Origin of the sequence: Hydrogenophaga sp. (genome assembly GCF_011390835.1) — a bacterium.
In the GTDB taxonomy this organism is placed as follows: domain Bacteria; phylum Pseudomonadota; class Gammaproteobacteria; order Burkholderiales; family Burkholderiaceae_C; genus Hydrogenophaga.
Map to the genome: position 1 here is coordinate 74,531 of NZ_JAABRQ010000008.1, position 22,924 is coordinate 97,454.

General features: G+C 64.7%; 26 protein-coding genes and 1 pseudogene. 15 read left to right on the top strand and 12 right to left on the bottom strand.

Annotated features, from left to right (window positions below; all coding sequences use genetic code 11):
* Positions 1 to 136: 136 nt before the first annotated feature.
* A complete protein-coding gene (locus GPT34_RS06835; RefSeq protein ID WP_291010511.1) occupies positions 137 to 694 on the top strand; it encodes an NAD(P)H-dependent oxidoreductase in 558 nt (185 codons plus the stop codon).
* Positions 691 to 2,499, top strand: a complete 1,809-nt coding sequence (locus tag GPT34_RS06840) for a monovalent cation:proton antiporter-2 (CPA2) family protein (RefSeq protein ID WP_291010512.1) — start codon at positions 691 to 693, stop codon at positions 2,497 to 2,499. The genes GPT34_RS06835 and GPT34_RS06840 overlap by 4 nt, the downstream gene beginning before the upstream one ends.
* Before the next feature lie 13 nt (positions 2,500 to 2,512).
* On the opposite strand, the gene GPT34_RS06845 is transcribed toward GPT34_RS06840, so the two are convergent.
* Positions 2,513 to 2,893 (bottom strand): hypothetical protein, encoded by a 381-nt coding sequence (locus GPT34_RS06845; protein ID WP_291010513.1) that lies wholly within the window; start codon positions 2,891 to 2,893, stop codon positions 2,513 to 2,515.
* Between the two features lie 297 nt (positions 2,894 to 3,190).
* Between GPT34_RS06845 and GPT34_RS06850 the strand changes: the two genes are divergently transcribed.
* Positions 3,191 to 5,044, top strand: a complete 1,854-nt coding sequence (locus GPT34_RS06850) for a glutamine--tRNA ligase/YqeY domain fusion protein (RefSeq protein ID WP_291010514.1) — start codon at positions 3,191 to 3,193, stop codon at positions 5,042 to 5,044.
* A gap of 36 nt (positions 5,045 to 5,080) precedes the next feature.
* Here GPT34_RS06850 and GPT34_RS06855 read toward each other — a convergent pair whose 3' ends face one another.
* The 3 genes from GPT34_RS06855 to GPT34_RS06865 form a co-directional block, all read right to left on the bottom strand.
* On the bottom strand, positions 5,081 to 6,049 hold the full coding sequence (locus GPT34_RS06855; RefSeq protein ID WP_291010515.1) for an FRG domain-containing protein: 969 nt from the start codon (positions 6,047 to 6,049) through the stop codon (positions 5,081 to 5,083).
* Positions 6,050 to 6,118: 69 nt separating this feature from the next.
* On the bottom strand, positions 6,119 to 6,730 hold the full coding sequence (locus tag GPT34_RS06860; RefSeq protein ID WP_291010516.1) for a cold shock domain-containing protein: 612 nt from the start codon (positions 6,728 to 6,730) through the stop codon (positions 6,119 to 6,121).
* 35 nt (positions 6,731 to 6,765) lie between these two features.
* Positions 6,766 to 8,586 (bottom strand): NERD domain-containing protein/DEAD/DEAH box helicase, encoded by a 1,821-nt coding sequence (locus GPT34_RS06865; RefSeq protein WP_291010517.1) that lies wholly within the window; start codon positions 8,584 to 8,586, stop codon positions 6,766 to 6,768.
* Positions 8,587 to 8,794: 208 nt separating this feature from the next.
* Between GPT34_RS06865 and GPT34_RS06870 the strand changes: the two genes are divergently transcribed.
* From GPT34_RS06870 to GPT34_RS06890, 5 genes are all read left to right on the top strand, one after another.
* Positions 8,795 to 9,085 (top strand): nucleotidyltransferase family protein, encoded by a 291-nt coding sequence (locus GPT34_RS06870; RefSeq protein ID WP_291010518.1) that lies wholly within the window; start codon positions 8,795 to 8,797, stop codon positions 9,083 to 9,085.
* Positions 9,082 to 9,435, top strand: a complete 354-nt coding sequence (locus GPT34_RS06875; RefSeq protein WP_291010519.1) for a DUF86 domain-containing protein — start codon at positions 9,082 to 9,084, stop codon at positions 9,433 to 9,435. The genes GPT34_RS06870 and GPT34_RS06875 overlap by 4 nt, the downstream gene beginning before the upstream one ends.
* A gap of 117 nt (positions 9,436 to 9,552) precedes the next feature.
* A complete protein-coding gene (locus GPT34_RS06880) occupies positions 9,553 to 10,806 on the top strand; it encodes an NADH:flavin oxidoreductase/NADH oxidase family protein (RefSeq protein ID WP_291010520.1) in 1,254 nt (417 codons plus the stop codon).
* A gap of 222 nt (positions 10,807 to 11,028) precedes the next feature.
* Positions 11,029 to 11,826: a MipA/OmpV family protein gene (locus GPT34_RS06885; protein WP_291010521.1), complete on the top strand. Its 798-nt coding sequence runs from the start codon at positions 11,029 to 11,031 to the stop codon at positions 11,824 to 11,826.
* A 116-nt stretch (positions 11,827 to 11,942) separates the two neighbouring features.
* Positions 11,943 to 13,037: a mechanosensitive ion channel family protein gene (locus GPT34_RS06890; protein ID WP_291010522.1), complete on the top strand. Its 1,095-nt coding sequence runs from the start codon at positions 11,943 to 11,945 to the stop codon at positions 13,035 to 13,037.
* Positions 13,038 to 13,084: 47 nt separating this feature from the next.
* Here the strand turns inward: GPT34_RS06890 and GPT34_RS06895 are convergent, their stop codons facing one another.
* Positions 13,085 to 13,513, bottom strand: a complete 429-nt coding sequence (locus tag GPT34_RS06895; RefSeq protein ID WP_291010523.1) for a hypothetical protein — start codon at positions 13,511 to 13,513, stop codon at positions 13,085 to 13,087.
* Between the two features lie 155 nt (positions 13,514 to 13,668).
* On the bottom strand, positions 13,669 to 14,385 hold the full coding sequence (locus tag GPT34_RS06900) for a Crp/Fnr family transcriptional regulator (RefSeq protein WP_291010524.1): 717 nt from the start codon (positions 14,383 to 14,385) through the stop codon (positions 13,669 to 13,671).
* Positions 14,386 to 14,704: 319 nt separating this feature from the next.
* Between GPT34_RS06900 and GPT34_RS06905 the strand changes: the two genes are divergently transcribed.
* On the top strand, positions 14,705 to 15,061 hold the full coding sequence (locus tag GPT34_RS06905) for a rhodanese-like domain-containing protein (protein ID WP_291010525.1): 357 nt from the start codon (positions 14,705 to 14,707) through the stop codon (positions 15,059 to 15,061).
* A gap of 61 nt (positions 15,062 to 15,122) precedes the next feature.
* Positions 15,123 to 15,455 carry a hypothetical protein gene (locus GPT34_RS06910; protein WP_291010526.1) on the top strand — a complete coding sequence of 111 codons (333 nt, stop codon included), beginning with the start codon at positions 15,123 to 15,125 and terminating at the stop codon, positions 15,453 to 15,455.
* 96 nt (positions 15,456 to 15,551) lie between these two features.
* Here GPT34_RS06910 and GPT34_RS06915 read toward each other — a convergent pair whose 3' ends face one another.
* The 5 genes and pseudogenes from GPT34_RS06915 to GPT34_RS06935 all read right to left on the bottom strand — a co-directional run bounded on the left by GPT34_RS06915 (position 15,552) and on the right by GPT34_RS06935 (position 19,428).
* Positions 15,552 to 16,505, bottom strand: a complete 954-nt coding sequence (locus tag GPT34_RS06915; protein WP_291010527.1) for a chemotaxis protein — start codon at positions 16,503 to 16,505, stop codon at positions 15,552 to 15,554.
* Positions 16,506 to 16,659: 154 nt separating this feature from the next.
* On the bottom strand, positions 16,660 to 17,484 hold the full coding sequence (yghU, locus tag GPT34_RS06920; protein WP_291010528.1) for a glutathione-dependent disulfide-bond oxidoreductase: 825 nt from the start codon (positions 17,482 to 17,484) through the stop codon (positions 16,660 to 16,662).
* A 177-nt stretch (positions 17,485 to 17,661) separates the two neighbouring features.
* On the bottom strand, positions 17,662 to 18,306 hold the full coding sequence (pcp, locus tag GPT34_RS06925; RefSeq protein WP_291010529.1) for a pyroglutamyl-peptidase I: 645 nt from the start codon (positions 18,304 to 18,306) through the stop codon (positions 17,662 to 17,664).
* 39 nt (positions 18,307 to 18,345) lie between these two features.
* Positions 18,346 to 18,513, bottom strand: a pseudogene (locus tag GPT34_RS06930) (pseudouridine synthase); the annotation flags it as partial.
* Between the two features lie 42 nt (positions 18,514 to 18,555).
* Positions 18,556 to 19,428 (bottom strand): DUF3014 domain-containing protein, encoded by an 873-nt coding sequence (locus GPT34_RS06935; protein ID WP_291010530.1) that lies wholly within the window; start codon positions 19,426 to 19,428, stop codon positions 18,556 to 18,558.
* 188 nt (positions 19,429 to 19,616) lie between these two features.
* Between GPT34_RS06935 and GPT34_RS06940 the strand changes: the two genes are divergently transcribed.
* Both GPT34_RS06940 and GPT34_RS06945 read left to right on the top strand, forming a co-directional pair.
* Entirely contained in the window at positions 19,617 to 20,063 is a 447-nt protein-coding gene (locus GPT34_RS06940; RefSeq protein WP_291010531.1) for an SRPBCC family protein, read from the top strand.
* Between the two features lie 74 nt (positions 20,064 to 20,137).
* Positions 20,138 to 20,761, top strand: coding sequence for a hypothetical protein (locus tag GPT34_RS06945; RefSeq protein WP_291010532.1), 624 nt, complete (start codon positions 20,138 to 20,140; stop codon positions 20,759 to 20,761).
* Positions 20,762 to 20,832: 71 nt separating this feature from the next.
* On the opposite strand, the gene GPT34_RS06950 is transcribed toward GPT34_RS06945, so the two are convergent.
* Complete coding sequence (locus GPT34_RS06950) at positions 20,833 to 21,582, bottom strand: tRNA-uridine aminocarboxypropyltransferase (RefSeq protein WP_291010552.1); 750 nt, start codon at positions 21,580 to 21,582, stop codon at positions 20,833 to 20,835.
* Between the two features lie 129 nt (positions 21,583 to 21,711).
* On the opposite strand from GPT34_RS06950, the gene GPT34_RS06955 reads away from it, so the two are divergent.
* From GPT34_RS06955 to GPT34_RS06965, 3 genes are all read left to right on the top strand, one after another.
* Entirely contained in the window at positions 21,712 to 22,086 is a 375-nt protein-coding gene (locus tag GPT34_RS06955) for a DOPA 4,5-dioxygenase family protein (RefSeq protein ID WP_291010533.1), read from the top strand.
* 46 nt (positions 22,087 to 22,132) lie between these two features.
* Positions 22,133 to 22,405 carry a hypothetical protein gene (locus GPT34_RS06960; protein ID WP_291010534.1) on the top strand — a complete coding sequence of 91 codons (273 nt, stop codon included), beginning with the start codon at positions 22,133 to 22,135 and terminating at the stop codon, positions 22,403 to 22,405.
* A gap of 104 nt (positions 22,406 to 22,509) precedes the next feature.
* Positions 22,510 to 22,917 (top strand): phage holin family protein, encoded by a 408-nt coding sequence (locus GPT34_RS06965; protein ID WP_291010535.1) that lies wholly within the window; start codon positions 22,510 to 22,512, stop codon positions 22,915 to 22,917.
* Positions 22,918 to 22,924: the final 7 nt, after the last annotated feature.

Genomic DNA, 22,924 nt, shown 5'->3' on the forward strand with positions numbered 1-22,924 from the left:
CGCATCGAGCCGGGCCCGGGGGTGATTCCCCGGTGCCCGGCTTTCCCTTGGGCGCGCCTGCCTGGCCCACGCGCCCATCCGGCAGGTGATATCGTGCGCTGACCCTGCCGCTCCACCGGTCAATCGCCCGCGCACCATGCCCCGCACCCTCGTCCTCCACGCCCATCCCCGGCCCAGCCAGTCGCTGGTGATCAAGGCCATGCAACCGGTGTTCGAGGCCGATGCTGGCACCGAGATCCGCACCCTCTACGACCTTTATCCGGACTTCGACATCCATGTCTCGGCCGAGCAGCAGGCGCTGGCGCGCGCCGATCTGGTCGTTTGGCTGGCGCCGGTGTACTGGTACACCGTGCCCGCCTTGCTCAAACACTGGTTTGACCAGGTGCTGACGCACGGCTGGGCGTTTGGCCCGGGTGGCGACGCGCTGCGCGGCAAGGCCGCCTGGTGGGTCGCCAGCGCCGGCGGCTCGGTAAGCGACTACGCGCCTGGCGGCGCGCACCAGCGCCCGTTTGCCGACTTCGTGGCGCCCATCGAGCAGACCGCGCGCTTTTGCGGCATGCGCTGGCTGCCGCCCCACATCGAGTACGGCGGTCACAGCCACACCGGCGAGCAGCTCAGCCGATGCACCGACAGCCTGGCCCAGCAGTTCGCGCGCCACCGCGCGGCCCAGCCCAGCGCGCAGGCGGCCGCATGACCCAGGCCATCTTGTTTCTGGTGGCGGCGCTGATCATCGTGCCGATTGCGCTGCGCCTGGGTCTGGGCTCGGTGCTGGGCTACCTGCTGGCCGGAGTGGTGATCGGCCCGGTAGGTCTGGCGCTGGTGAACGACCCGGCGGCCATCCTGCGGGTGTCCGAGCTCGGCGTGGTGCTTATGCTGTTTGTGATTGGCCTGGAGCTGGAGCCGCGGCGCCTGTGGGCCATGCGCGGCGCGGTGTTTGGCGGCGGCGCGCTGGAAATGCTGGTCTGCACCGCGCTGCTGCTGCCGCTTGGCCTGCTGCTGGGCTGGAGCTGGCAGGCTTCGCTGGTGGCGAGTCTGGCCATGGCGCTGTCCAGCACCGCCATCGTGGTCGGCCTGCTGCAAGAGCGCAACCTCATGGGCACGCCCATGGGCCAGAAGGCGTTTGCCATGCTGCTGTTCGAAGACATCGCGGCCATTCCGCTGCTGGCGCTGGCCGCGGTGCTGGGCACGGCAGCGGTCGCCGCAGCGCCTGGTGCGCACGCGGCCGACGATCCGTTCACCAGCCCCTGGGCACAGATCGGTGCGGTGCTGGCGGTGATCGTGGTCGGGCGCTACGTGGCCTACCCGGTCATGCGCATCATCGCGCGCCAGCCAGCGCGAGAGCTGTTCACCGCGGTGGCCCTGCTGCTGGTGCTGGGCGTGGCGGCGCTGATGCACCGCGTCGGCCTGTCCATGGGCCTGGGCGCGTTTCTGGCCGGCGTGCTGCTGGCCAGCTCGGAATACCGCCATGCGCTAGAGAGCGACATCCTGCCGTTCAAGGGCCTGCTGCTGGGCCTGTTCTTCATCGCGGTGGGCATGAGCATGCAGCTCGGCCTGCTGGTGAGCGATCCGCTGCATGTGCTGCTCGGCCTGCTGCTGGTGGTCGGGCTCAAGCTGGGCGGCATGTGGCTGGTCGGCCGCTGGGTCGGCCTGCGCGGCTCGCCTCGCTCGCTGTTTGCGGTGTTGCTGTCGCAAGTGGGCGAGTTCGCCTTTGTGGTGCTGGCTGCCGGCAAGCTCTCGGGCGTGTTGCCCGCCGGCGATGCCGACCTGCTCACCCTGATCTCAGCCCTTTCCATGGCCACCACGCCGCTGCTGCTCATGGCGTTTGACCGGTTCGCGCGCAGCGAGGGCAGCCACCGCGCGGCCGACACGGTGGAAGAGCCCGAGGCGCCGGTGATGCTGGCCGGCTTTGGTCGCTACGGCCAGATCGTTGCGCGCACGCTGCTAAGTGCCGGCATCAAACCGACCGTGATCGACCACAACGCCGACACCGTCGACATGGCTCGCCGCTTTGGCTACAAGGTCTATTTTGGCGACGCCACCCAGCCCGACCTGCTGCACGCCGCGGGCGTGGGCAAGGCGCGCGCCATCGTGATCGCCATCGACGACCCGGCGCAGTGCAACCGCCTGGTGCAGGCGCTGAAACACAGCCACCCGAACCTCTCCATCGTGGCGCGCGCCCGCGACGCGGTGCACGCCATGGAACTGCAAGAGGCGCAGGTGCACCACGTGCAGCGCGAGCTGCTGGAGAGCTCGCTGAAGAGCGCGCGCGCCACGCTGGAGCTGCTGGGTTTTGACCGCTCACACGCCCGCCAGCTGGCCGACGATTTCCGCCGCCACTCCGAGCACTTCCTCACCACCCAGGGCAGCCAGCGTAACAACGAAGACGATTTTGTGCAGCGCGCCCGCGAGGCGCGCGAGCAGTTCGAGCAGCAGATGCTGCAAGACTTGCAGCGCCAGACCCGGCGCAGCACCGACGCTGGCTGGACACCAGGCGGCTGAGCCCTCAGGTGGCTCAGCCGCCGACCAGCATCCAGGTCAGCAGCGAGCCCACCACGGCGCCGGCCAGGGGGCCGCCGATGCGCATGGCCAGCGAGGGCGCTGGCGCCCTCGACTCCTCAGGCATGGGCAGGTCGGCAATCGTCGAATGAAACTCGGTGACCACCGGGCCGCTGGGCACGCTCTGGCGCGTCGGGCTACCGGGCGCCGCCCAGGCGGCCCACAGCGCGTGCGCTTGCGCCGGCACCACCGCGCCCTGCTCCACCGCAGCTTCCACGTCGCGCCAGGCCAGCGACACCCGCACCGCGGGCAGGAACACATCGTCCACATGGGTCGACTCCCATTGCGCGGGTTCATCGTCCACCTGAATCGTAGGGGGGCCGTCTTTGTGGTCCATGGCGCTGGTCCTTCTTCTTTTTTATCGATGTGGTGGCGGGCCTCAGCGCTTCGGGTAGCTGCGGGCCCACTGCGCCGACCTTAGCGGCAAGCGCCCGCCGCCGAGCCGTGATCTGGCGCCCCTCGTCGGCATGCCTACCCCTCCTGAGGCATGCGTCACGCTCGGCGCGCCGGAAATCGCCTCGGGGCTGTGTGGCAGGCGCCACAAACAGCCCCTGCAACCCGGCGCCAAAGCGCCGGCGACACCCGCGCCGCGCCGGGGCGGCTCGCGCGCGCCACCCCGCCCTAGAATCGGCCAATGAGCACCAACGCCCCCAACAATCCATCCACCAGCCAGCCCGCCGGCGGCGCGCCCGACACCACCGGCGAGGCCGGGGAACACAAGGTCAGCAACTTCCTGCGCCAGATCATCGAGAAAGACCTGGCGCAAGGCACCTACGCCAGCCGCCGCTGGGGCGGCAGCCCGGGCAACGCCACCCACCACGCCAACGGCCAGCCCGACCCGGCGAAGATCCGCACCCGCTTCCCGCCCGAGCCCAACGGCTACCTGCATGTGGGCCACGCCAAGAGCATCTGCATAAACTTCGGCCTGGCCGAGGAATACGGCGGCGTGTGCCACCTGCGCTTTGACGACACCAACCCCGAGAAGGAAGACACGGAATACGTCAACAGCATCATCGACGCGGTGAAGTGGCTGGGCTTCAGCTGGAACGGCGAGCCCGGCCAGCCGAACACCGATGCCCTGCCCTACCAGGCCAGCGACTATTTCGACTTCATGTACGAGGCCGCGCTGTACCTGATTGGCGCCGGCCTGGCCTATGTGGACGAGCAGACGCCCGAGCAGATCCGCGTGAACCGTGGCGACTTCAACACCCCCGGCACCGACAGCCCCTTCCGCGCCCGCACCCCCGCCGAAAACCTCACGCGTTTCCAGGAGATGCGCGACGGCCAACACGAAGACGGCTCCATGGTCTTGCGCGCCAAGATCGACATGGCCAGCCCCAACATCAACCTGCGCGACCCAGCCATCTACCGCATCCGCCGCGCCACCCACCACAACACCGGCGACAAATGGTGCATCTACCCGATGTACACCTACGCCCACCCGATTGAAGACGCGCTGGAGCAGATCACCCACAGCCTGTGCACGCTGGAGTTTGAAGACCAGCGCCCGTTTTACGACTGGCTGCTGGAGCGTTTGTGCGAAGGCGGCCTGCTGCAAAGCCCACCGCCACGCCAGTACGAATTTGCCCGGCTCAACCTCACCTATGTGATCACCAGCAAGCGCAAGCTCGCCCAGCTGGTGTACGACCACAAAGTGAGCGGCTGGGACGACCCGCGCATGCCCACCATCGTCGGCCTGCGCCGCCGCGGCTACACGCCCGAAAGCCTGAAGCTCTTCGCCGAACGCATTGGCGTCACCAAGAGCGATTCCTGGATCGACTATTCCACGCTGGAAGGCTGCCTGCGCGAAGACCTGGACCCGAAAGCCCCGCGCGGCATGGCCGTGCTCGACCCGGTGAAACTGGTCATCACCAACTGGGACAGCATCCACGGCGCTGGCACGCTCGACGAATGCCACGCCCCGGTGCACCCGCACCACCCCGTGCTGGGCAAGCGCACCCTGCAGTTCGGCAAAGAACTCTGGATCGAGCGCACCGACTATGAAGAAACTCCGCCCAAGGGCTTCTTCCGACTCTTCCCCGGCAACAAGGTGCGCATGAAATACGGCCACATCATCGAATGCACCGGCGCCGTGAAAGACCCCGAGGGGAACGTGACCGAAGTGCACGCCATCCTGATCCCCGACACCAAGAGCGGCACCCCCGGCGCCGACAGCGTGAAGGTGAAAGGCGTGATCACCTGGGTGGGCGTGAGTGAAGGCGTGAGCGCTGAAGTGCGCCTGTACGACCGCCTGTTCTCGGAAGAAATGCCCGACGCTGGCGGCAAGGACTTTATTGAAGCTTTGAACCCCAACAGCCTGCAGATCGTGAACGCCTACGTGGAGCCATCACTGGCCCGGGCCCGCGCAGACGAAAAATTCCAGTTCGAGCGCCACGGCTACTTCGTGGCCGACCGGGTGGACCACAGGACGGGCGGGCGGCTGGTGTTCAACCGGGTGACGGGGTTGAAGGATAGTTGGGGAAAGTGAGGCCATGCAAGCGCTGGCCCACTGCCGTTCTTTCGGTTATTTTGGCGAAGCTAGATTTCGCGCTCGCCAAATTGATTCAATTGTTTTGGTTGCCACATCCAGCGTCGGCATGAGGATATGATCCATCACTCCCTGTCTATCTAGCATTAGCCTTAAACGAGGCACCTCTGCTGCAGGCAGAACGAATTTATACAGGAAAAATTGATCATCGTCTATCTTCTCAACCTCGTCAATCGAATAATATCGATCTTGCTTTAAATATAGCCTTTCAATATCTGTGATTTCTTCTAGCGTGAAGCAACCGCTCTGTTGAAAAGCGTATCTGTTAGTGACAAGATCGGCCTCAACAACGTTCACCCGCCTACTGAACACCCCATCTGATCCTGAAATAGATTGCGTGAAGCTGCGATCATTAGGAAAAGCATAAACTGCAATCGCAGTTCGATCATCGCTGAGCATCCAATCTCGTGTCGCAAAATGCAAAGCAAAAATCGGGTTTGATGTCCAATCAATGAGTGCCGTTGGAATCCCATGGTGCTGAGCAAGCGCCAGAAAATCAATGGCATTTGGCCGTTCCTCAGGGCAAACCATGTACGGACAGAGAAACTCTTGAAAATGTTGAAGCACTGCCTGATCGCTATGATTTTGCGGATACCATTCACAGCACCTTAATCGCCCTCTAAAACCTGTCTCCACTGACATTTTTGCAAACTGATAGTGCAGTTGCGCTATAGCCCAAAGCCTAACTCTACCCGGACTTGGATCTAATCCATTCGCGCGACGAAGTGCTGAGGCGTACTCGATCACTTCAGCTAGGATTCTCGGAGCGGGATCACGAAAGGCGCTTGAAATAAGATGCCAGGAAGAATCGCGTTGGCCACGGAAAATGAACTTCATTCTGTCACCATCCCACCAACGGTCTTGTTGCAGTGAGAGATGGTTGAGAAACGAGGATGCCGTAAACTCAGCTCCAAATTCATCGGCAGTTACATTTACGATTGGCATCAGCTTTCTCTTGTTTGATATCGAGCAATAAGGGGGGATATTAGGAGGATCCTCGGGGTCAGAATCCAACTAACCCCCGACACACCACTGCTGCTCGCAAGGCACGCCGTCTCCATCGCCATCCATCTCCATGCCGGGGCAGTTCTTCAGGAACAGCTTGGCTTCGCTGCAGGACGTCATTTGCGAGCAGTGCTGGCGCCCATCGCAATGGAAGGCGGGCTGCTGCTGAATATGCTGCGTTGTTGCAGCAGGCTTCGCGCTCATCAGGCCCTGGGGTACCGCCGCACGCGATGCTTCAGCCCGATTGGTGTACTGACCATAGGCGTACCAGCCCACGCCGGTAGCCAGCAGCAACACCACCAAGCCGAAGACTACAGAACTTGAAGAGGTGCGCTGAGCGGGTCGCCGGGCTGGGTGCCGCGCCTGCTCCGGGCGGCTCGCCTTGACAAGCAGTGGCACGCCAGGCCGGCGGACCCTCACCGCCCGCTTGCGCCCCTCCTTGTCCAGTTCGATCTCGAACGACAGCGGCTCGCCGATGACGGGTATCCACCCATCACGAGGCATGGCGGACACATGCAAAAACAGCTCTTGCCCGCCCTGCTCGGCCGCCACAAAACCAAAGCCTCGCTCAGCGTTCCATTTCTTGAGCGTGCCGTTGAATCGGGTGGGTGTGGCTTCCATGGCCGAGGTCGTGGTCAGGTTCCGGGCAACTCACTTCAAGCAGCCAATCGCGTCGCAAACTGCCCGCTGCCACTCAGCCCGATGATGAGCCGCTGCGTGGCCCGCGTCGCCCCCACATAGAACAGCCGCGCTTCGTCGATCTCGCTCTCGTTCTGCGCGGGCATGTGGCCCACGCCCACCAGCGCCACCACGGGAAACTCTAGCCCTTTGCTGGCGTGCATGGTCAGCACCTTGATGGTGTCGGCGGCGGGGTTGAAGGTGCCCGCGCCTTTGCGCACCTGGTGCGGCAGGCCGCGCCGCTTCAGCACGCCGGCGCATTCGTCCATCTCGCTCCAGTGGCGGCAGATGATGGCCATGTCGCCCCAGGCGTGGCCTTCGCTGTGCGCGGCGTTGAGCTGGTCGGCCATCTGCGCCACTTCTTCGCGCAGGCTGGGCAGGCGGATGATGATGGGCGCTTCGCCATCGCGCCCGCAGCTCACGGGCTTGAGCAGCGGAATGCCATCGTCGTCTTTGTCCTCAGCGGTCAGCAGCTCGGCGGCAATGAGGTTGGCCGTCTGCAAGATCTGCCGCGTGTTGCGGTAGTTGATCTTGAGGATGGTGGTGCGCCCCTGCGCCTGGATGCCCAGGCTCTTGAAGCTGAATTGCTTGCTGCGGCTGCGATCGTAAATGCTTTGCGCATCGTCGTAGAGCACGAGCAGGCTGTTGGTCGCGGGGTCGACCATCTGCGCCACGAGCTTGAGCCATTCGGACGCGAAGTCGTGGCCTTCGTCAATGAGCACCGCCTGGTATTGGCCGCTGGGGATCTGCTTGCGGTCCACACCTTCGATCACGCGCTGCACCATCTCGTCCATCTTCACGCTCACCGGCAGGTGGTTCGCCGGCAGCGTCTGCCCGAAGGCCACGAGTTGCTCGCGGCACCACTTGTGGAAATGCCGGGCGTGCACCTGGGCTGACAGGCCTTTGGCTTCCATGATGCTGGCCAGTTTCACGGCCAGCGGCTCGTTGTAGCAAAGGATGAGGATGGGCTTGCTCGCCACGGTGTGCGCCTTGGCCAGGTATTCGGCACGGTAGCCCAGCACCATGGTTTTGCCCGAACCCGCCACGCCGTGGATCACGCGGTGGCCTTCACCCAGGCTGCGCGCCAGCTGCTCCTGCTGCAGGTCCATCACGCGCATGATGCTGGGCATTTCGGCGGCTTCGTCGCTGTCGTCGAACAGGCTCTCTTGCGTGGGCACACGCACTTCGGGGAACATGATCCAGCGCACGCGGTCGAGATGGGGCAGCGACATGACGCTGCCGAACGCGTGGGGAAACATGTTCCACAGGCGTTGCTGAAACTGCTCGGGGTCGGCAATTTCGGTCATCTCGTCGGAGCAGATCACGTAGTGCGGCTCGATCGCCTCGCCCAGTCCAGCCGATTCAAACTGCCGGCGCGTGATGCGGGTGAACACCACCCCATGGCCCCAGGGAAAGGCCAGCTTGCCCCGGTGGGCGCCGGTGGGTTGCACCAGTTGCGGGTCGAGCTCCAGCGCGTTCACCACCTGAATCGCGCAATGGCGGGCCTGCGCCAACGGGTTGATGACCACTTTCGGGTGGCCGTCAGGAATGATTTCCCAAGCCTGCCGGGTGGCACTCTTGATGGTCTCCAGCTTCCAATCTTTGGTTTCCAGAATCAGCAAGCCGCGGCGCGGATGGATGACGACAAAGTCCGGGTGCGACTGCTTGGGGCCAACCGGCACGTCGTACCAGAGCAAATAGTCGGCATCCAGTTTCTGTTCGAGACGCTCCGCCAAACGCTTCTCGCCACTCGTCATGCGCGAAACGCAGCTCCCTATCGCCGGAATCAGTGTTGCCATGCCTTGTTGATCTCTTTGCCTACCCTGGCTGCATGATGCCCGCATTTCTTAAGCCCTTGACCAGCGCCCCTGTGAGGAATGCCACGGAACAACACGGACCAGCCGCCCGGCGCCTGTGAGGGGATGGACGGGCTTGGGTAGCACGAGCGCAACCACCGCATGCAGTTGTGCGCACTGCAAATGCCACCGAATGGCTAAACTCGTCCTCATGCGTCCATCCCTCGCTCTTGCCCGACACCGCTCGCAGATACGCGAGATCGCGCTGCGTCACCACGTGGCGGGCGTGAGCGTGTTTGGCTCGGCAATTCATGGGGACGATGTGGAGGGCAGCGACCTGGACTTGCTGGTGGAACCAACACCGGCGACCACGCTGCTAGACATCGGCGCCATTCGCTACGAGCTCAAGGCGCTGCTGGGCATGGAGGTGGATGTGTTGACGCCCAACGGCCTGCCCGCGAGCTTTCGCGAACAGGTGCTGCGTGAGGCAGTGCGCCTGTGACGCGCAGCAAGCCGCTGCGCACGGCGGACTACCTGCGCCACATCGCCGAGGCGATCGACAACATCCAGAGCTACACGGCCGGCCAGGATGCCGCCAGTTTCAAGGCGGATCGCAAGACGCAGGACGCGGTGATCCGCAATCTGGAGATCATTGGCGAGGCCTGCAAGAACGTGGGCAAGCACGACCCAGCTTTCGCGCAGCGGCACCCACAAGTGCCCTGGGGCGTTGCCTATGAAATGCGCAACGCGCTGGCGCACGGGTATTTCACCGTGGACCTGGACATCGTGTGGGCCACGGTGACCCATGACCTACCCGGCTTGAAATCTCAGTTGGCTGCGCTGACGCGTTGAGGCTCGCGGCAAAGCTATCTGGGGTCAGCCTCCCGTGTTTGACGGTGGCAAGTTCGCGCTGAATCCCTAGCCCCACAATGGGCCTGCCCAGCGCACCCACCCGAGCCCTCGAACCCCATGATTGAAACCCCTCTGACCCTGCCTTGCGGCCACACTTTGGCCAACCGAATCAGCAAGGCGGCCATGACCGAGGGGCTGGCCGACCCCCGGGACCGGCCCACTGCGGCGCACCAGCGGCTCTACCGCACCTGGGCCGAAGGGGCGGCAGCCATGCTGCTGACCGGCAACATCATGGTGGACCGGCGCTACCTGGAGCGCGCTGGCAACGTGGTGGCGGAGGACGCGGCCATCGTGGCGCCCATGCGCGAATGGGCCGATGCCACCCACGCGGGCGGCAGCACGTTGTGGGCGCAGATCAGCCACCCAGGGCGGCAATGCCCCCGGCTGGCCAACTTGACGCCCATCGCGCCTTCGGCGGTGCAGCTGGACATCATCGGCAACTTTGGCCGCCCGCGCGCGGCGGCCGAAGCCGATATCCAAGACGTGATCCGCCGCTTTGCCGCCACCGCAGGCTGGATGAAAGAGGCGGGACTCGACGGCGTGGAGGTTCACGCTGCGCACGGCTACCTGCTGTCGCAGTTCCTCTCGCCGCGCACCAATTTGCGGACCGACGGCTGGGGCGGATCGCTGGAAAACCGCGCCCGCCTGCTGCTGGAGGTGGTGGCCGCTGTGCGCGCCTCCGTGGGGCCGTCTTACCCCATTGCGGTCAAGCTCAATTCATCCGATTTCGTCAAAGGCGGCTTCACGCTGGATGAATGTCTGCAGGTGGTGAAGTGGCTGGGCGAAGCTGGTATTGACTTGCTGGAAGTCTCTGGCGGTACCTACGAACAGCTGGAATTCTTCAAACCCCAAACCGAGGTGCGCGACAGCACGCGCGAGCGCGAAGCCATGTTCCTGAAGTACGCAGCGGCGATCAAGGCCGTGGCCACCATGCCCATCATGGTCACGGGTGGTTTTCGCACCCTGGCGGGCATGGAAGCGGCGCTGGCCAGCGGCGATACCGATCTGATTGGCCTTGCGCGCCCGTTTTGTGTGGAGCCCGATTTTCCTCGACGCCTGCTCGCTGGCTCCGAAAAGCCGCTGGCGGTGGATGAAGACCGTCTGGTGCTGGGCAGGGGGTTCTGGGGACCCAACAGCAGTTCATCCAGCCTGCGCGCGCTGAACAACCAGGCCCAGGCGGGCTGGTATTACCACCAGATCACGCGGCTGGGCGCGGGCCAGCCTCCGGAACTTGATCGCTCGCCTTTGCGGGCGATGGTGGCTCATTTTTCCAATGACTTCGTCAAGGCCATGCGGCGGAAATTCGCCTGATCGGAGCTGCCGAGATTTGGGTTCAGACTCCGGTTTCCCTGAGCCAAGGATCGAAGCGAGGTGCTGGTTGAACCGGCGCCAGAGACTGCTTTTCGATCTGAGGCGATCGCGAAGCAACAAGCCACGCCACGTTCGGTATAAACCTGGGCGAGAAGCGCCCAAGCGGCCAAGCCCTCTGGTTTGGCCATAGGATCGGACACCACGCCACTCAAGTTCAACCCCATGCCCAACCACCCGAACCAACACGCATCTCCCTCCGCCCTTTCTTTTCGCGCCGCGCTGATCTGCGCCGCGGCCTTGGTGATGACACCCGCCACCTGGGCGCAGCAGCGCCCCGCCGAGAACGCTGCGTCCAGCTGGTCGCTCGGGGTTTTGGCCAGCACCGAGACCTCGCCCTACCAGGGAGCAGATGACAACCGCCGCCTGCTGCCTCTGGTGGCCTTTGAAAACCAGTACGTGCGCTGGGCGGGGCCTGTGCTCGACCTCAAGCTGCCGTCCTCCGGTGCGCTGTCTTTCACTCTGCGCGCGCGCTACGAAGACGCGGGCTACGAGGCCTCGGACTCGGCCACGCTCGCCGGCATGGCCGAGCGCAAGAGCAGCATCTGGCTGGGCGCACGAGCCAGCTGGCAGCACACGCTGGGGCAGCTCTCCGCCGAGTGGCTGGCTGATGCCGCCAGCCACAGCGGCGGGCAGCAGGTGAGGCTGGTGGCGGAAAAGCCGCTGAGCTATGGCCGTCTGGTGCTGGCGCCACGGGTGGCGCTGGTCTGGCAAGACAGCGACTATGTGGACTATTACTTTGGCGTGAGGAGCGGCGAGGCCACGGCGGGGCGCGCGGCCTATGCCGGCAAAGCGACCACGAACACCGAGCTGGGCCTGCGCGCCATTTATGGCCTGGATGCGCAGCAGTCGGTTTTCATGGACCTGCACGTCACCGCGCTGGGCTCGGCGATCAAGAACAGCCCGCTGGTCGACCGCAGCTCGGTGGCAGGGGTTCGGGTGGGCTACGCCTACCGCTTCTGAGCCTTGCTGATGCCTTCGCTGCGGATTTGAGCGCGATCAAGGCCAACGCGAGCCCTGAGCCCGGTTTTTGGAATGCCCTTCCTGACGCCTGCCCGCGCATGCGGTAGGCTGCCTCTATGGACTATCCACTCTGGTTTCCGCCCGCGCTTGTTGTCTGGCTGCCCGTGCTCGGCAGCATGGTGGGTGGCGTGCTCGCTGCCATGGTCATCTTCCATCTGGGCGAGCGCGTGGTGCGGCGAGCCACGCGCGACGCGCCGGTTGCCGCCAGTGTGGCGGCCTGCATCCGCGCGCCAGCGAAGTGGTCGCTGCCGGCGCTGTTTGTCACCCTGGTGCTGCAGGGTGCGCCCGAAGACGCCGTGGGGTTATCGGGCGTTCATCGGTTGATGGCCTTGCTGCTGATCGCCTGCCTCACCTGGCTGGTGTCCAGCGCCATTCGGGGCACGGCGCAAGGGGTGATCAAGACCAACCCGACCGGTGCGGCAGACAACCTGGAGGCCCGCCGGGTGCAGACGCAGACGCGCGTGCTGGCGCGGACGCTTCAGGGCATGGTGGTGCTGATCGGGCTGGCACTGATGCTGATGACATTTCCGGCGGCGCGCCAGATTGGTGCCAGCCTGCTGGCGTCGGCCGGGGTGATGGGCATCGTGGCGGGCTTCGCTGCGCGCCCCGTGCTGGGCAATCTGATTGCGGGCCTGCAGATCGGGCTGAGCCAGCCCATCCGCCTGGACGATGTGGTCGTGATCGAGAACGAGTGGGGTGTCATTGAAGAGATCACGGGCACCTATGTGGTGGTTCGCATCTGGGACCAGCGGCGCCTGATCGTGCCTTTGCACTGCTGGATCGAGAAGCCGTTCCAGAACTGGACCCGGAACAGTTCGGACCTGATCGGTACGGTATTTCTGTGGGTGGACTACCGCATGCCACTGGCGCCACTGCGCGCCGAACTGCAACGCATCTGCGAAGCATCCGAGCACTGGGACAAGCGCCTGGCGATGATTCAGGTGACGGAGGCCGGCCCGCATGCGATGCAGCTGCGTTGCCTGGTGACATCAGCGACGGCACCAGCGGGCTGGGATCTGCGCTGCGAAGTGCGCGAGGGCCTGCTCGATTTCATGCAGCGTGAGTACACGGATTACCTGCCTCGCCAGCGGGCAGCGGTCACGCTGGAAGCCAACGAAAGCCACGAAGAAAATGAAGCAAGCCCCGTCTAGGCAACGTGTTCGAGGTCAGGCTTCCGTTCGCCCTGCCGATGCCGCACTCAGTGCAGCGTGTCCGACATGATCTGGTGCACTTCCTGCTCCAGCGCTTTCGACGGAATGACCACCATCTGCTTGCCGCCGAATTCGGCCGAGTAGCGCGGGGCTTCACTGGCATGCTGGTAGGCCTCGCCGAGCCGGACGATCAGCTTGCCGACTTCGATTTGCGACAGGTAATGTTCTTCGGCGAATTCCTTGAGGCCGGTGACCTTGCCATCATGGATCCAGGCAATGCCGAATTTCGTGGGCGGCTTGCCGAGGAAGACAAAGGCTTCATGCTCAGCCGGCACCACTTCCAGGTGGTCAGACACCTTGTGCGCCAGCTCCTCCAGCGGCGCCTTGACTTCATCGAGTTTGACCAGCGCCTCGTTGCCGGGCGGCAGCGGTGGATAGTCGACCTTGCTGCCGAAAAACTTGTCCAGTAGTCCCATGTCGTTCTCCTTTCAGAAGCGTCAAAAAGAGCCTGACAACCCCCGGCTCGACAGCGCGGAGCGAGGACGAGCAGATGGGTCGCCTGACGCTTCCACCTTAGACCAACAGAGCCGATTTTTCAAATCGGATCGATGAGATGGGCAGTCGGGGGGGTTCAGATCGCTTCCATCTCAGGCAGCAGGCGGTCGTATTCGCTTTTCACCACGCGGTAGCACTCGCAGGCGCGGCGCTCCAGGCCCGGGCGGTCCAGCACCGAGATCCGGCCACGCGAATAGCGGATGAGGCCGAGCTCCTGCAACTTGCGTGAGGCTGCGGTGACGCTTTCGCGGCGCACGCCCAGCATAATGGCGATCAGCTCCTGCGTCATCACCAGTTCGTTCTCCGGCATGCGATCGAGGCTGAGCAGCAGCCAATGGCAGAGATGCTGGTCCAGCGCATGGTGACGGTTGCACACCGCTGTCTGGCTCATTTGCGTGAGCAAGGCTTGCGTGTAGCGCAGCATCAGGTGCATGACCGGGCTGGAACGCTCGAACTCGGCCTTCACAAAGGCGGCGCTCACCCGGTATCCGATGCCTGCGTTCTGCACCACCGCACGGCTCGGCGTGGAGCCCCCGCCCATGAAGATGGAGACGCCGACCACCCCCTCAGAACCCACCATCGCGATCTCCGAGGATGAGCCGTCTTCCAGCACATAGACCAGCGAGACGATGGCGTTGGTGGGGAAGTACACGAATGACAATGGAGCGCCGGACTCGTACAGCACCTTGCCCAATGGGAGGTCGACCAGTTCCAGCTGGGGCAGCCAACGCTGCCACTCGGCGTCGGGCAGCGACTCCAGCAAGTGGTTCTGGTGTGGGTCAGGCTGGTTCAAATGGCGCTCCTCCCGGTTGGCTGCTGTCGCGGGATCACCCACGTCAAGCCGCTTCTCTTTTATATCTATTCAGACCTTGTGGATACAGCCGGCTGTCTGTTCGATACCGCACACAGATGAGGCGGTGCCGTGCGCGCCTGGCAGAAAAATCAAGGCCACCACGGTGCCGGGGCGGCAGCCGGTTCGGTCACAGCCCCTTGGCCTTCGGGTGGGTGTTCTGGGAGCCAGATTCCAGACCACCCCGCTTGATAGATACTCCACCGTGTATTTTCATGCGGGTTGACCGCTGTGACACGATTTCGCCACCGCAAGGAGTTGTATGGATATCTCAGGTTTCGCTCAGCAGTACTGGCCACTCATGGCTTTGGCGCTGTGGTTTGGGTACAAGTGGTGGAACGCCCGCAGGGTCAAGGCCCTGCTGCCAGAGCTTGTGAAAAACGGCGCCACGCTGGTGGATGTGCGGTCCGCGGCAGAGTTCGCGGGCGGCAGCGCGCCGGGCTCGGTCAATATTCCGCTGCAGGAGCTGGGCTCCCGGCTCAATGAGATCCCCACCACGGCGCCGGTGGTGCTGTGCTGCGCCAGCGGCACACGCAGCGGCATGGCCAAGATGGTGCTGAAGAAAAACGGCTACCAGCAGGTGTTCAACATCGGCAAATGGAGCAACCTGCTGGGCTGATCGTGGCCGTCGATCGGCGATGGCCTCCGTACCATGGGGGGCAGACTCCCACGAATTCCGCATGCCCCGCCGCCCACGCCTCCACCACCACGTTTATGTGATCGAGCTGCACAAAGACGTGCTGCTCGAAGCCCGCTTTCGCAAGAACAACCCGGGCTACATCGAAGGCAAGCCCTGCGTGTACGTGGGCATGACAGGGCTGGACCCGGACGTGCGCTTCGACAAACACAAGGCCGGTATCCAGGCCAACGCTTATGCGCAGAAATATGGTTTGCGCCTGCTGCCCGACTTGTACGAGGGCTTCAACCCCATGGCCTACGAAGCCGCGGTGGACAAGGAGATCGAGGTCGGCATCGACCTGCGTTCGGCGGGGTTTGGGGTGTGGCAGGCCTGAGGTTGACCCAGGGCAGAAAGCCGGTGGCTCGTCAGGCGACTCGGGTGGCGACTAGGCCAGCCAGCACGGGTGTGAGACAGGGTTGGCGAGCCGCGCTCACTGCCTGAGCACGCCACGGATGGTAGCGGCCAGCTCGGAGGCCACGAATTTGGCCACGTAGGCGTCGGCTCCGACGGATCTCACATGGGCTTCGTTGGCAGTACCGGTGAGCGAGGAATGGATCACCACCGGGATCGACTTGAAGCGCGGGTCCTGCTTGATGTTGCGCGTGAGCGTAAAACCGTCCATCACCGGCATTTCCAGATCGCTCAGCACCAGCGCCACCTTGTCCTGCACGGTCTTGCCCTCGGCATGGGCCGCGGCTTCCAGGGTGTGCAGGTGCTCCCAGGCCTCCAGGCCGGTCTTAGTCATGATGTAGGGCGTGCCCATGGCGGTCAGCCCCTGTTCGATCATCATGCGCGCCACCGGCGAGTCGTCCGCCGCAAGGATGATGGAGCCCTCCGGCAGGTTCACCGCGGCGCCAACCGACTGCGGCGAGATGGTCTCCTCTGATGCCGGCATGACATTGCGCAGGATCTGCTCGACATCGAGCACCTGGACCAGACGTGACTGGTCGGTATCGCTGTCCAGCTTGGCGATGCTGGTGACCAGATTCCCGCCATGGCCTTCAGCGGCCAGCACATTGCTCCACTCCAGCTGCACGATTTCGTCCACCTCTTCCACGGCAAAGGCCTGGGTGGTGCGGGCGTATTCGGTGACCATGAGGATGGTGAGCCCGCGCTTGGGAACACAGCCGACGACAGCGGGCAGGTCGATCACCGGGATGATCTGGCCGCGGATGTTGGCCACACCGAGCACGTGGGCTGGGGCGCTGGCCATCGCCGTGATCTTGGGCATGACCAGGATTTCGCGCACCTTGAAGACATTGATGCCGAACAGCTCCCGCCGGTCTGTCCCCTGCGCCTCTCCGAGGCGGAACAGCATCAATTCGAACTTGTTGTTGCCCGTGAGCTGGGTGCGCGGGTCGGCTTCGTGTTGCAGGGTGGTCATGTGGCATGCCAGAGTTGGAGGAATCCGCTCAGGATAGGCTCCTAGATCCTGGCGCCAACGGTGCAACAGCGCCCTGAACCCGGCGCTGTTTGCGGGTTCAACCAGCGCGGGATCGGACTCTCAGGTTTCGGGCGGTGCTCGCCGAACCCCTCACTCAGTGGCGCTCGGGCACCTGCTCCGCTTCGTCGCCCCACACGCGGTTGATGCTTCGCCCGCGAGCGACCGCTGGACGGGCTGCGATGGCGGCGGCCCAGCGCTGCACGTGGGTGTACTCGTGCACCGAAAGGAATTCACCTGCGCTGTACAGCTTGCCTTCGACCAGCGCGCCATACCAGGGGTAGATGGCGATGTCGGCGATGGTGTATTCGTCGCCGGCCATGTAGGTGCGCCCGTCCAGGTTGCGGTTGAGCACATCGAGCTGGCGCTTGACTTCCATGGCGAAGCGGTTGATGGGGTATTCGAACTTTTCAGGCGCGTAGGCATAAAAGTGACCGAAACCGCCGCCCAAATACGGTGCGGAACCCATCTGCCAGAACAGCCAGTTCATCACTTCGGTGCGCTGCGCACCTTGCTGGGGCAGGAAGGCGCCGAACTTCTCGGCCAGGTAAACCAGGATCGAGCCGGATTCAAAAACGCGCGTGGGCGGCTCTGTGCTGCGGTCGAGCAGAGCCGGGATTTTGGAGTTGGGGTTGACCTCGACGAAGCCGCTGGAGAACTGGTCACCTTCGTTGATCTTGATGAGCCAGCCGTCGTACTCGGCACCGGTGTGGCCCAGGGCGAGCAGCTCTTCCAGCATGATCGTGACCTTCACGCCGTTGGGCGTGGCCAGCGAATAGAGCTGCAAAGGGTGTTTACCCACAGGCAGCGCCCTGTCGCTCGTGGGGCCCGCGATGGGGCGGTTGATGTTGGCAAACTTGCCGCCGCTGGCCTGATCCCAGGTCCAGACGGTAGGCGGGGTGTAGGGGGTCTTGTCGGTCATGGGTAGGTGAGCTTATTGGATGTCACAGGTGAGGAACGCGCAGCGCAAAGCGCGCGCAGCCGGCCCTGCATCGTATGCGTTGCGAGCCCGGGCTGCAGGCGAGCACTGGCAGCGCCCTGCCGCGGTTTAGCAGGCGCTGCTTGACTAGCACCGACTGGCGCGCTGTGATAAGGGTGGCTAGTGCGAGGCACCCGCGCCCAGCGAAGCGTCCAGCTCCGTCACAAGCGCGCAGCGCAGGGCGAGCGAGAGCCCGCGCACCATCTCATCCAGCGCCATGCTGGGCGCGCCCTGCTCGGGCAGCCAGGGCACGTGTACGAAGCCGCCGCGCGTGTGGCGCAGCGCTCGGCGCGTGGCGAGCTGGTGCATGAGTCCATAGAAGATGTGGTTACAGACAAAGGTGCCCGCGGTCTGTGACACTTCGGCGGCAATGCCTTCGCGCTGCAGCGTGGCCAGCATGGCCTTGATGGGCAGGCTGCTGAAATACGCCAATGGACCGCCCTGCACCACCGGCGTGTCGATGGGCTGCGCGCCAGCGTTATCGGCCAGCGGCGCGTCGTTCACGTTGATCGCCACGCGCTCCAGCGAAATCGCACTGCGACCACCAGCCTGCCCGACGCAGACCACCAGTGCCGGTCGGTGCTGCTTTATCAAGTCTTCCAAGCGGCTGAGCGCTTCACCGAACATGGTCGGCAACTGCGCCGCCACCACCCGGTGCCCGACGATCTGACGGCCGCGCAGCGCTTGCACGGCCAGCCAGCTCGGGTTGAGTGATGCTCCGCCGAAGGCGTCGAAGCCGGTGAGCAGGATCTTCTTCTGGGGCATGGTCGTGGTCGGCCGGCATCAGCCCCACATGGTGCAAGGTTCGAGCTGGCCGGCCACGCAAACACCGGGCACGTCGATGGAGTCCTTGAGCCCGCGCCAGCGGCCCTCGGCGGTGAACTGGCTCAGCACGACGTAGGGCTCGTTGAAGCAGATCAGACGCGGTGCGGGCGAAAGCGAGGAGGCGGGAATCGAGGGCGCCAGAGCCATGCCAGGCAGCTTAGCACCGGACCTGTGCCCGGCCGGTTGCCATCAACGCCGGGCCACGCGCTGGCGAATGTCTTTCAGCTTGGCCTGCAAACGGCGCTGGTTGTCGGCGCCGACGCGCAGCAGCATCTTGCGCCCCGCCGACATGGATTCGTAGGCCGGGTCCGCGTATTCGTAGCGCACCCAGGGCCGCAGCGAGGGCACCGTGCCCTTCACTTCCACCAGGGTGACGGCCAGGGGCCCTGCGGGTACCGGCGTGGAAATTAGGTGATCCAGCACCTTCACCAGGCGGTCGTTGAAATAACTACCTGGGAAGCCCAGCCCTTCGTAGGCCTGCTGAAACAGCGGATAGAGCGTGCGGTACACGGCCACGGCGCGAGCAGTGTCCACCGATTCGATCATCTGCACCAGCGGCCGATAGCGCCGGCTGTTGTCGGGGTGGATGGTTTCTACGCCGTCGGCACGGCGCAGCGTGGTGAAGCGCTCGGGTGTGGGGTTGACGGGCCAGACAATGGCGGGCGCGTGCGAGCGCTCCAGGTTGTCCACCGTGGCCACCACGCGCCGCACGAAACCATCGAGTTGCAGGAAGGTGAGCATGTCCTTGCGGCTGAGCAAGCCCGACAACTTCTCGCGAACCAGCGGGTCGGCGTCGGCCAACGCGGGCAGCGGGGGGGCCTCGGGTGCCGGCTCGGCGGCGGCTGGCTCGATCGGGTGCTCGATCGCGGGGGGCTCGGGCACCACCGGCGCGAGCGGCGCAGTGGGCGGCACGTCCAGCGGCGCAGGCGCCACTGCGACGGTTGGCGTTACTGGCGCAGGCGCCAGCGAACGTTGCAGGTAGGGCCAGCCAAAGTAAGCGATGGCAGCGAGCACTGCCAATGCCGCGAGCACGGCGGGCAACCGGGATGTTTCAGATTTCATGACCTCATCACCTGGGTCGTGTTGAGAAGCTTTCCATCCTACACCGCCATGATTTTCGACCCCGCGTAGCGGCGCGCCAGTGCAGCGCATCGCTCGCTGGGACACGGCACCCGTTGGGCCGCGTGGCTGGGTACCATTTGCCCGGTGAGGCAGATGCCCTGCATCGCACGACCGAAAGGAGCCATCCCATGACCACCGGCACCGTCAACCTGCACCGCATGTTCAGCGCAGCGCCCGAGCGCGTCTACCGCACCTTCCTGGACCCCGACGCCATGGCCAAATGGCTGCCGCCGCATGGCTTCACCGGCCGGGTGCTGGCGATGGACGCGCGCGTGGGTGGTCGCTACCGCATGCAGTTCACCAACCTGGCCAACGGACAGGTCCACGCCTTTGGCGGTGAATACCTGGAGCTGGTGCCCAATAAACGCATCGTGCACACCGATGTGTTCGACGACACCAACCTACCGGGCGAAATGCGCACCACGGTCACCTTGAAGGCCATGTCCGTGGGGACCGAGCTCACGGTGGTGCAGCAAGGCATGCCCGCCATGATCCCGACCGAGGCCTGCTACCTGGGCTGGCAGCAGTCGCTGCAGTTGCTGGCGCTGCTGGTCGAGGCGGAGGTTTCGGGGTAGCCTCGAAGCGATCTGGCGCCCTTCGCCCGCCTGCGGGTATGAACGGACGCCCCACACCGATACAAGAACGCACGATGCCCAAGAAATCAAGCCAGACCAACGCCAACGAACCGAACGGCCCAACGCTTTTCGAGCAGGCCTTGCTGCCCTTCGTGGGCAAGATCCCGGCGTCGAAAGAGCGCAAGCACAAAGCACCGCTGGACGCGGCGCGCAAAAAGGCGAATGCTGCGGCGTCCAAGGCTGCACTGGCCGCCGGCACCCTCGCCCTGCCGGTGGGGCCCGCGGGCTGGCTGACCATCCTGCCGGAGATGATGGGCGTGTGGAAGATCCAGAAGCAGATGGTGGCCGACATCGCGGCGCTGTACGGCCAGCACGCCAAACTCACGCCCGAGCAGGTGGTGTACTGCCTGTTCCAGCACACCGCGGCCGACGGCGTTCGCGATCTGGTGGTGCGCGTGGGCCAGCGCACCTTCGTGCGCCGCGCGTCGCCGCTGCTGATCCGGACACTCACCCGGCGCATTGGCGCCCGGATGGCCCAGCGCGCGCTGGGGAAAGGCGTGGCCCGCTGGCTGCCCATCGTGGGCGCGGTCGGCGTGGGCGCCTACGCTTACTACGACACCGCCCAGGTTGCCGCGACCGCCATCGACCTTTTTGACGGCGTGATCGAGGTGCAAGCCCGGGCGATCGAAGAAGACTGAGGGTTGGCGGGGACCTCGCCCTCGCAGGGCAAACTCCAGCCGTTGGGTGCAGCTGGCTGGCGCGCCGTGGTTCAACCAGGCAAATTGTTCAAGGCCAGCAGCCGCTGGTGCGCCTCGCTGTCGCGGTCCAGGGGCAGACTGCGCTTGGCGCTGAGATAGTGGGTGGTGAAGACGTCAAGGTACGCGGCCAGGGTGTCGGCGGCGTGTGTTTCGCCGGCCATGGCCAGGCAGAGCGCGGCCACTTCGGACGTGCAGAAATGGTCGTCCCGCGTGGAGCGGCGCAGGCGGTAGTTGGAGCTTTGTCCGGGCTGCAGGCTGAGCACCGGCAGCGCGTCGAGGTACGGGCTTTTGCGGAACATCTTGCGCGCTTCGGACCAGGTGCCGTCGAGCAGCACGAAGAGCGGGCGGCGGACGCTGGTCGCTACACCGGAGCGCGGCGCTTCGGCCACTGGCAGCGCGTTCACCACACGCGCCGGATCGGCGAACTCGCCAGGAAAGACCAGCCAGGGCTGCCATTGCGGATCGGCGAGCAGCGCGATCAGGCCCGGATCAACTGCAGTGCGCGACCAGCCGAAGGCCCAGGTGTGCGCCACCAGATCGGCCACCAGCCAGCCGGTGTTGCTGGGTTTGAGTGACTCGATGTCGCCCATGATCAGGCACACGCCGGCGCGGATCGTGACCGACGGACGCAGGTCGCACAGGCAATGACTGGCCACCAGCCGGCAACCGGCGCAGCGCCCGCCACCCGCGCCGCGCGCCACGTACGGTTTGGAGCTCGCCGCCAGACGCTCGGCGCGCTGTCGCGCAACGGCGTGGTTCATCACAATGGAAGGCATAGCAGCGGGCAGTGGACGGTTGAGAACATGCAAGGACTGTATGCGGTGGGCTAGGTGGCGAAGAACCGACCACCGGCACACCCTCGGCAGCGCCAGGCTGGCACCATGGCACCCATGTACCAGACCACAGCCCCAGACCCCGTCATCCACGGCTACCACGCCCATGTGTATTTCAACGCCGATACGGTGGCGCAGGCCCGCGTGCTCTGCGAAGCCGCAGCCGCGAAGTTTCAGCTGAAGCTGGGCCGGGTGCACGAAAAGCCGGTCGGACCTCACCAGGACTGGAGCTGCCAGCTGGCCTTCAAGGCGGCGCTGTTCGCCGATGTGCTGCCTTGGCTGGCGCTGCACCGCGCGGGCCTGGTGGTGTTCATCCACCCGCTCACCGGGCAGGACCTGATCGACCACCGCGACCGCGCGATCTGGATGGGCGCGGTGCGCCCGCTGGATTTGAGTGTGCTGCCCGAGCGGACCACGAGCTTCGACCTGTGAACGTGAAAGCAGCAGGACCTGCGCGGCGATCTGACACACTGGCACTATGACAACCTTGAGCCATGAGCCGTCCGCGGCATCCGCCAATTGGTCACTTGTCCCGGTCAATGATGGCGTGGTGCGTGTGCAGGGGGCCGACGGCCTGCTGGTCGGCAACCTCAAGCGGGTGGGTACGGTGTGGAAGTTCAAGGCGGTGGGTTTTGACGCCGATGGCGCGCTCGTGCCCGGTGGCGGACCGCTCACCGACCGGCACAACACGGTCTTCACCCACCTTGACACAGGCGCGGTCAACGCCGCGCTGGCACCTGCCCGAGGGTGAAGCCAGGCCCTTCGCCTCGTAAGATCAGATCAAACTGACGCCCGTCTGCGCGCGCCGCGTCTCGCCGACCCATCACCCCTCACCCATCCTCAAGGTACCCCGACATGCTGGCCAACCTCACTCCGTTCCTGCTCCACTGGGGCATCACCGCCCTGTCACTCTGGGTGGCCAGCCATATGTTCAAAGGCATCCGTTTCAGCAGCACGGGGGCGCTGGTGGTCGCAGCCCTGTTGCTCGGGCTGGCCAACGCGGTGGTGCGTCCCCTGCTGGTTCTGCTGACGCTGCCGCTGACGGTGTTGACGTTCGGCCTGTTCCTGCTGGTGATCAACGCGCTGATGTTGTTGCTGGTGGCCAAGCTGGTGGAGGGTTTCAAGGTCGAGGGTTTCTGGACCGCGTTCTGGGCCAGCCTGTTCATCACCCTGCTGAGCGTGGTGCTGGGTGCGTTTGTGCTGGGTGGCACGCCGGAGTTCACCATCCAGACCAATCCGGTATCGGGTGCCGCCTGGCTGTGAGCGACAC

What these genes read in the sequence shown, in the direction of transcription:
- GPT34_RS06835 (WP_291010511.1), top strand. Translation starts at nt 137, where the DNA reads ATGCCCCGCACCCTCGTCCTCCACGCCCATCCCCGGCCCAGCCAGTCG.
- GPT34_RS06840 (WP_291010512.1), top strand. Translation starts at nt 691, where the DNA reads ATGACCCAGGCCATCTTGTTTCTGGTGGCGGCGCTGATCATCGTGCCG.
- GPT34_RS06845 (WP_291010513.1), bottom strand. Translation starts at nt 2,893, where the DNA reads ATGGACCACAAAGACGGCCCCCCTACGATTCAGGTGGACGATGAACCC.
- GPT34_RS06850 (WP_291010514.1), top strand. Translation starts at nt 3,191, where the DNA reads ATGAGCACCAACGCCCCCAACAATCCATCCACCAGCCAGCCCGCCGGC.
- GPT34_RS06855 (WP_291010515.1), bottom strand. Translation starts at nt 6,049, where the DNA reads ATGCCAATCGTAAATGTAACTGCCGATGAATTTGGAGCTGAGTTTACG.
- GPT34_RS06860 (WP_291010516.1), bottom strand. Translation starts at nt 6,730, where the DNA reads ATGGAAGCCACACCCACCCGATTCAACGGCACGCTCAAGAAATGGAAC.
- GPT34_RS06865 (WP_291010517.1), bottom strand. Translation starts at nt 8,586, where the DNA reads ATGGCAACACTGATTCCGGCGATAGGGAGCTGCGTTTCGCGCATGACG.
- GPT34_RS06870 (WP_291010518.1), top strand. Translation starts at nt 8,795, where the DNA reads ATGCGTCCATCCCTCGCTCTTGCCCGACACCGCTCGCAGATACGCGAG.
- GPT34_RS06880 (WP_291010520.1), top strand. Translation starts at nt 9,553, where the DNA reads ATGATTGAAACCCCTCTGACCCTGCCTTGCGGCCACACTTTGGCCAAC.
- GPT34_RS06885 (WP_291010521.1), top strand. Translation starts at nt 11,029, where the DNA reads ATGCCCAACCACCCGAACCAACACGCATCTCCCTCCGCCCTTTCTTTT.
- GPT34_RS06890 (WP_291010522.1), top strand. Translation starts at nt 11,943, where the DNA reads ATGGACTATCCACTCTGGTTTCCGCCCGCGCTTGTTGTCTGGCTGCCC.
- GPT34_RS06895 (WP_291010523.1), bottom strand. Translation starts at nt 13,513, where the DNA reads ATGGGACTACTGGACAAGTTTTTCGGCAGCAAGGTCGACTATCCACCG.
- GPT34_RS06905 (WP_291010525.1), top strand. Translation starts at nt 14,705, where the DNA reads ATGGATATCTCAGGTTTCGCTCAGCAGTACTGGCCACTCATGGCTTTG.
- GPT34_RS06910 (WP_291010526.1), top strand. Translation starts at nt 15,123, where the DNA reads ATGCCCCGCCGCCCACGCCTCCACCACCACGTTTATGTGATCGAGCTG.
- GPT34_RS06915 (WP_291010527.1), bottom strand. Translation starts at nt 16,505, where the DNA reads ATGACCACCCTGCAACACGAAGCCGACCCGCGCACCCAGCTCACGGGC.
- yghU (WP_291010528.1), bottom strand. Translation starts at nt 17,484, where the DNA reads ATGACCGACAAGACCCCCTACACCCCGCCTACCGTCTGGACCTGGGAT.
- pcp (WP_291010529.1), bottom strand. Translation starts at nt 18,306, where the DNA reads ATGCCCCAGAAGAAGATCCTGCTCACCGGCTTCGACGCCTTCGGCGGA.
- GPT34_RS06935 (WP_291010530.1), bottom strand. Translation starts at nt 19,428, where the DNA reads ATGAAATCTGAAACATCCCGGTTGCCCGCCGTGCTCGCGGCATTGGCA.
- GPT34_RS06940 (WP_291010531.1), top strand. Translation starts at nt 19,617, where the DNA reads ATGACCACCGGCACCGTCAACCTGCACCGCATGTTCAGCGCAGCGCCC.
- GPT34_RS06945 (WP_291010532.1), top strand. Translation starts at nt 20,138, where the DNA reads ATGCCCAAGAAATCAAGCCAGACCAACGCCAACGAACCGAACGGCCCA.
- GPT34_RS06950 (WP_291010552.1), bottom strand. Translation starts at nt 21,582, where the DNA reads ATGAACCACGCCGTTGCGCGACAGCGCGCCGAGCGTCTGGCGGCGAGC.
- GPT34_RS06955 (WP_291010533.1), top strand. Translation starts at nt 21,712, where the DNA reads ATGTACCAGACCACAGCCCCAGACCCCGTCATCCACGGCTACCACGCC.
- GPT34_RS06960 (WP_291010534.1), top strand. Translation starts at nt 22,133, where the DNA reads ATGACAACCTTGAGCCATGAGCCGTCCGCGGCATCCGCCAATTGGTCA.
- GPT34_RS06965 (WP_291010535.1), top strand. Translation starts at nt 22,510, where the DNA reads ATGCTGGCCAACCTCACTCCGTTCCTGCTCCACTGGGGCATCACCGCC.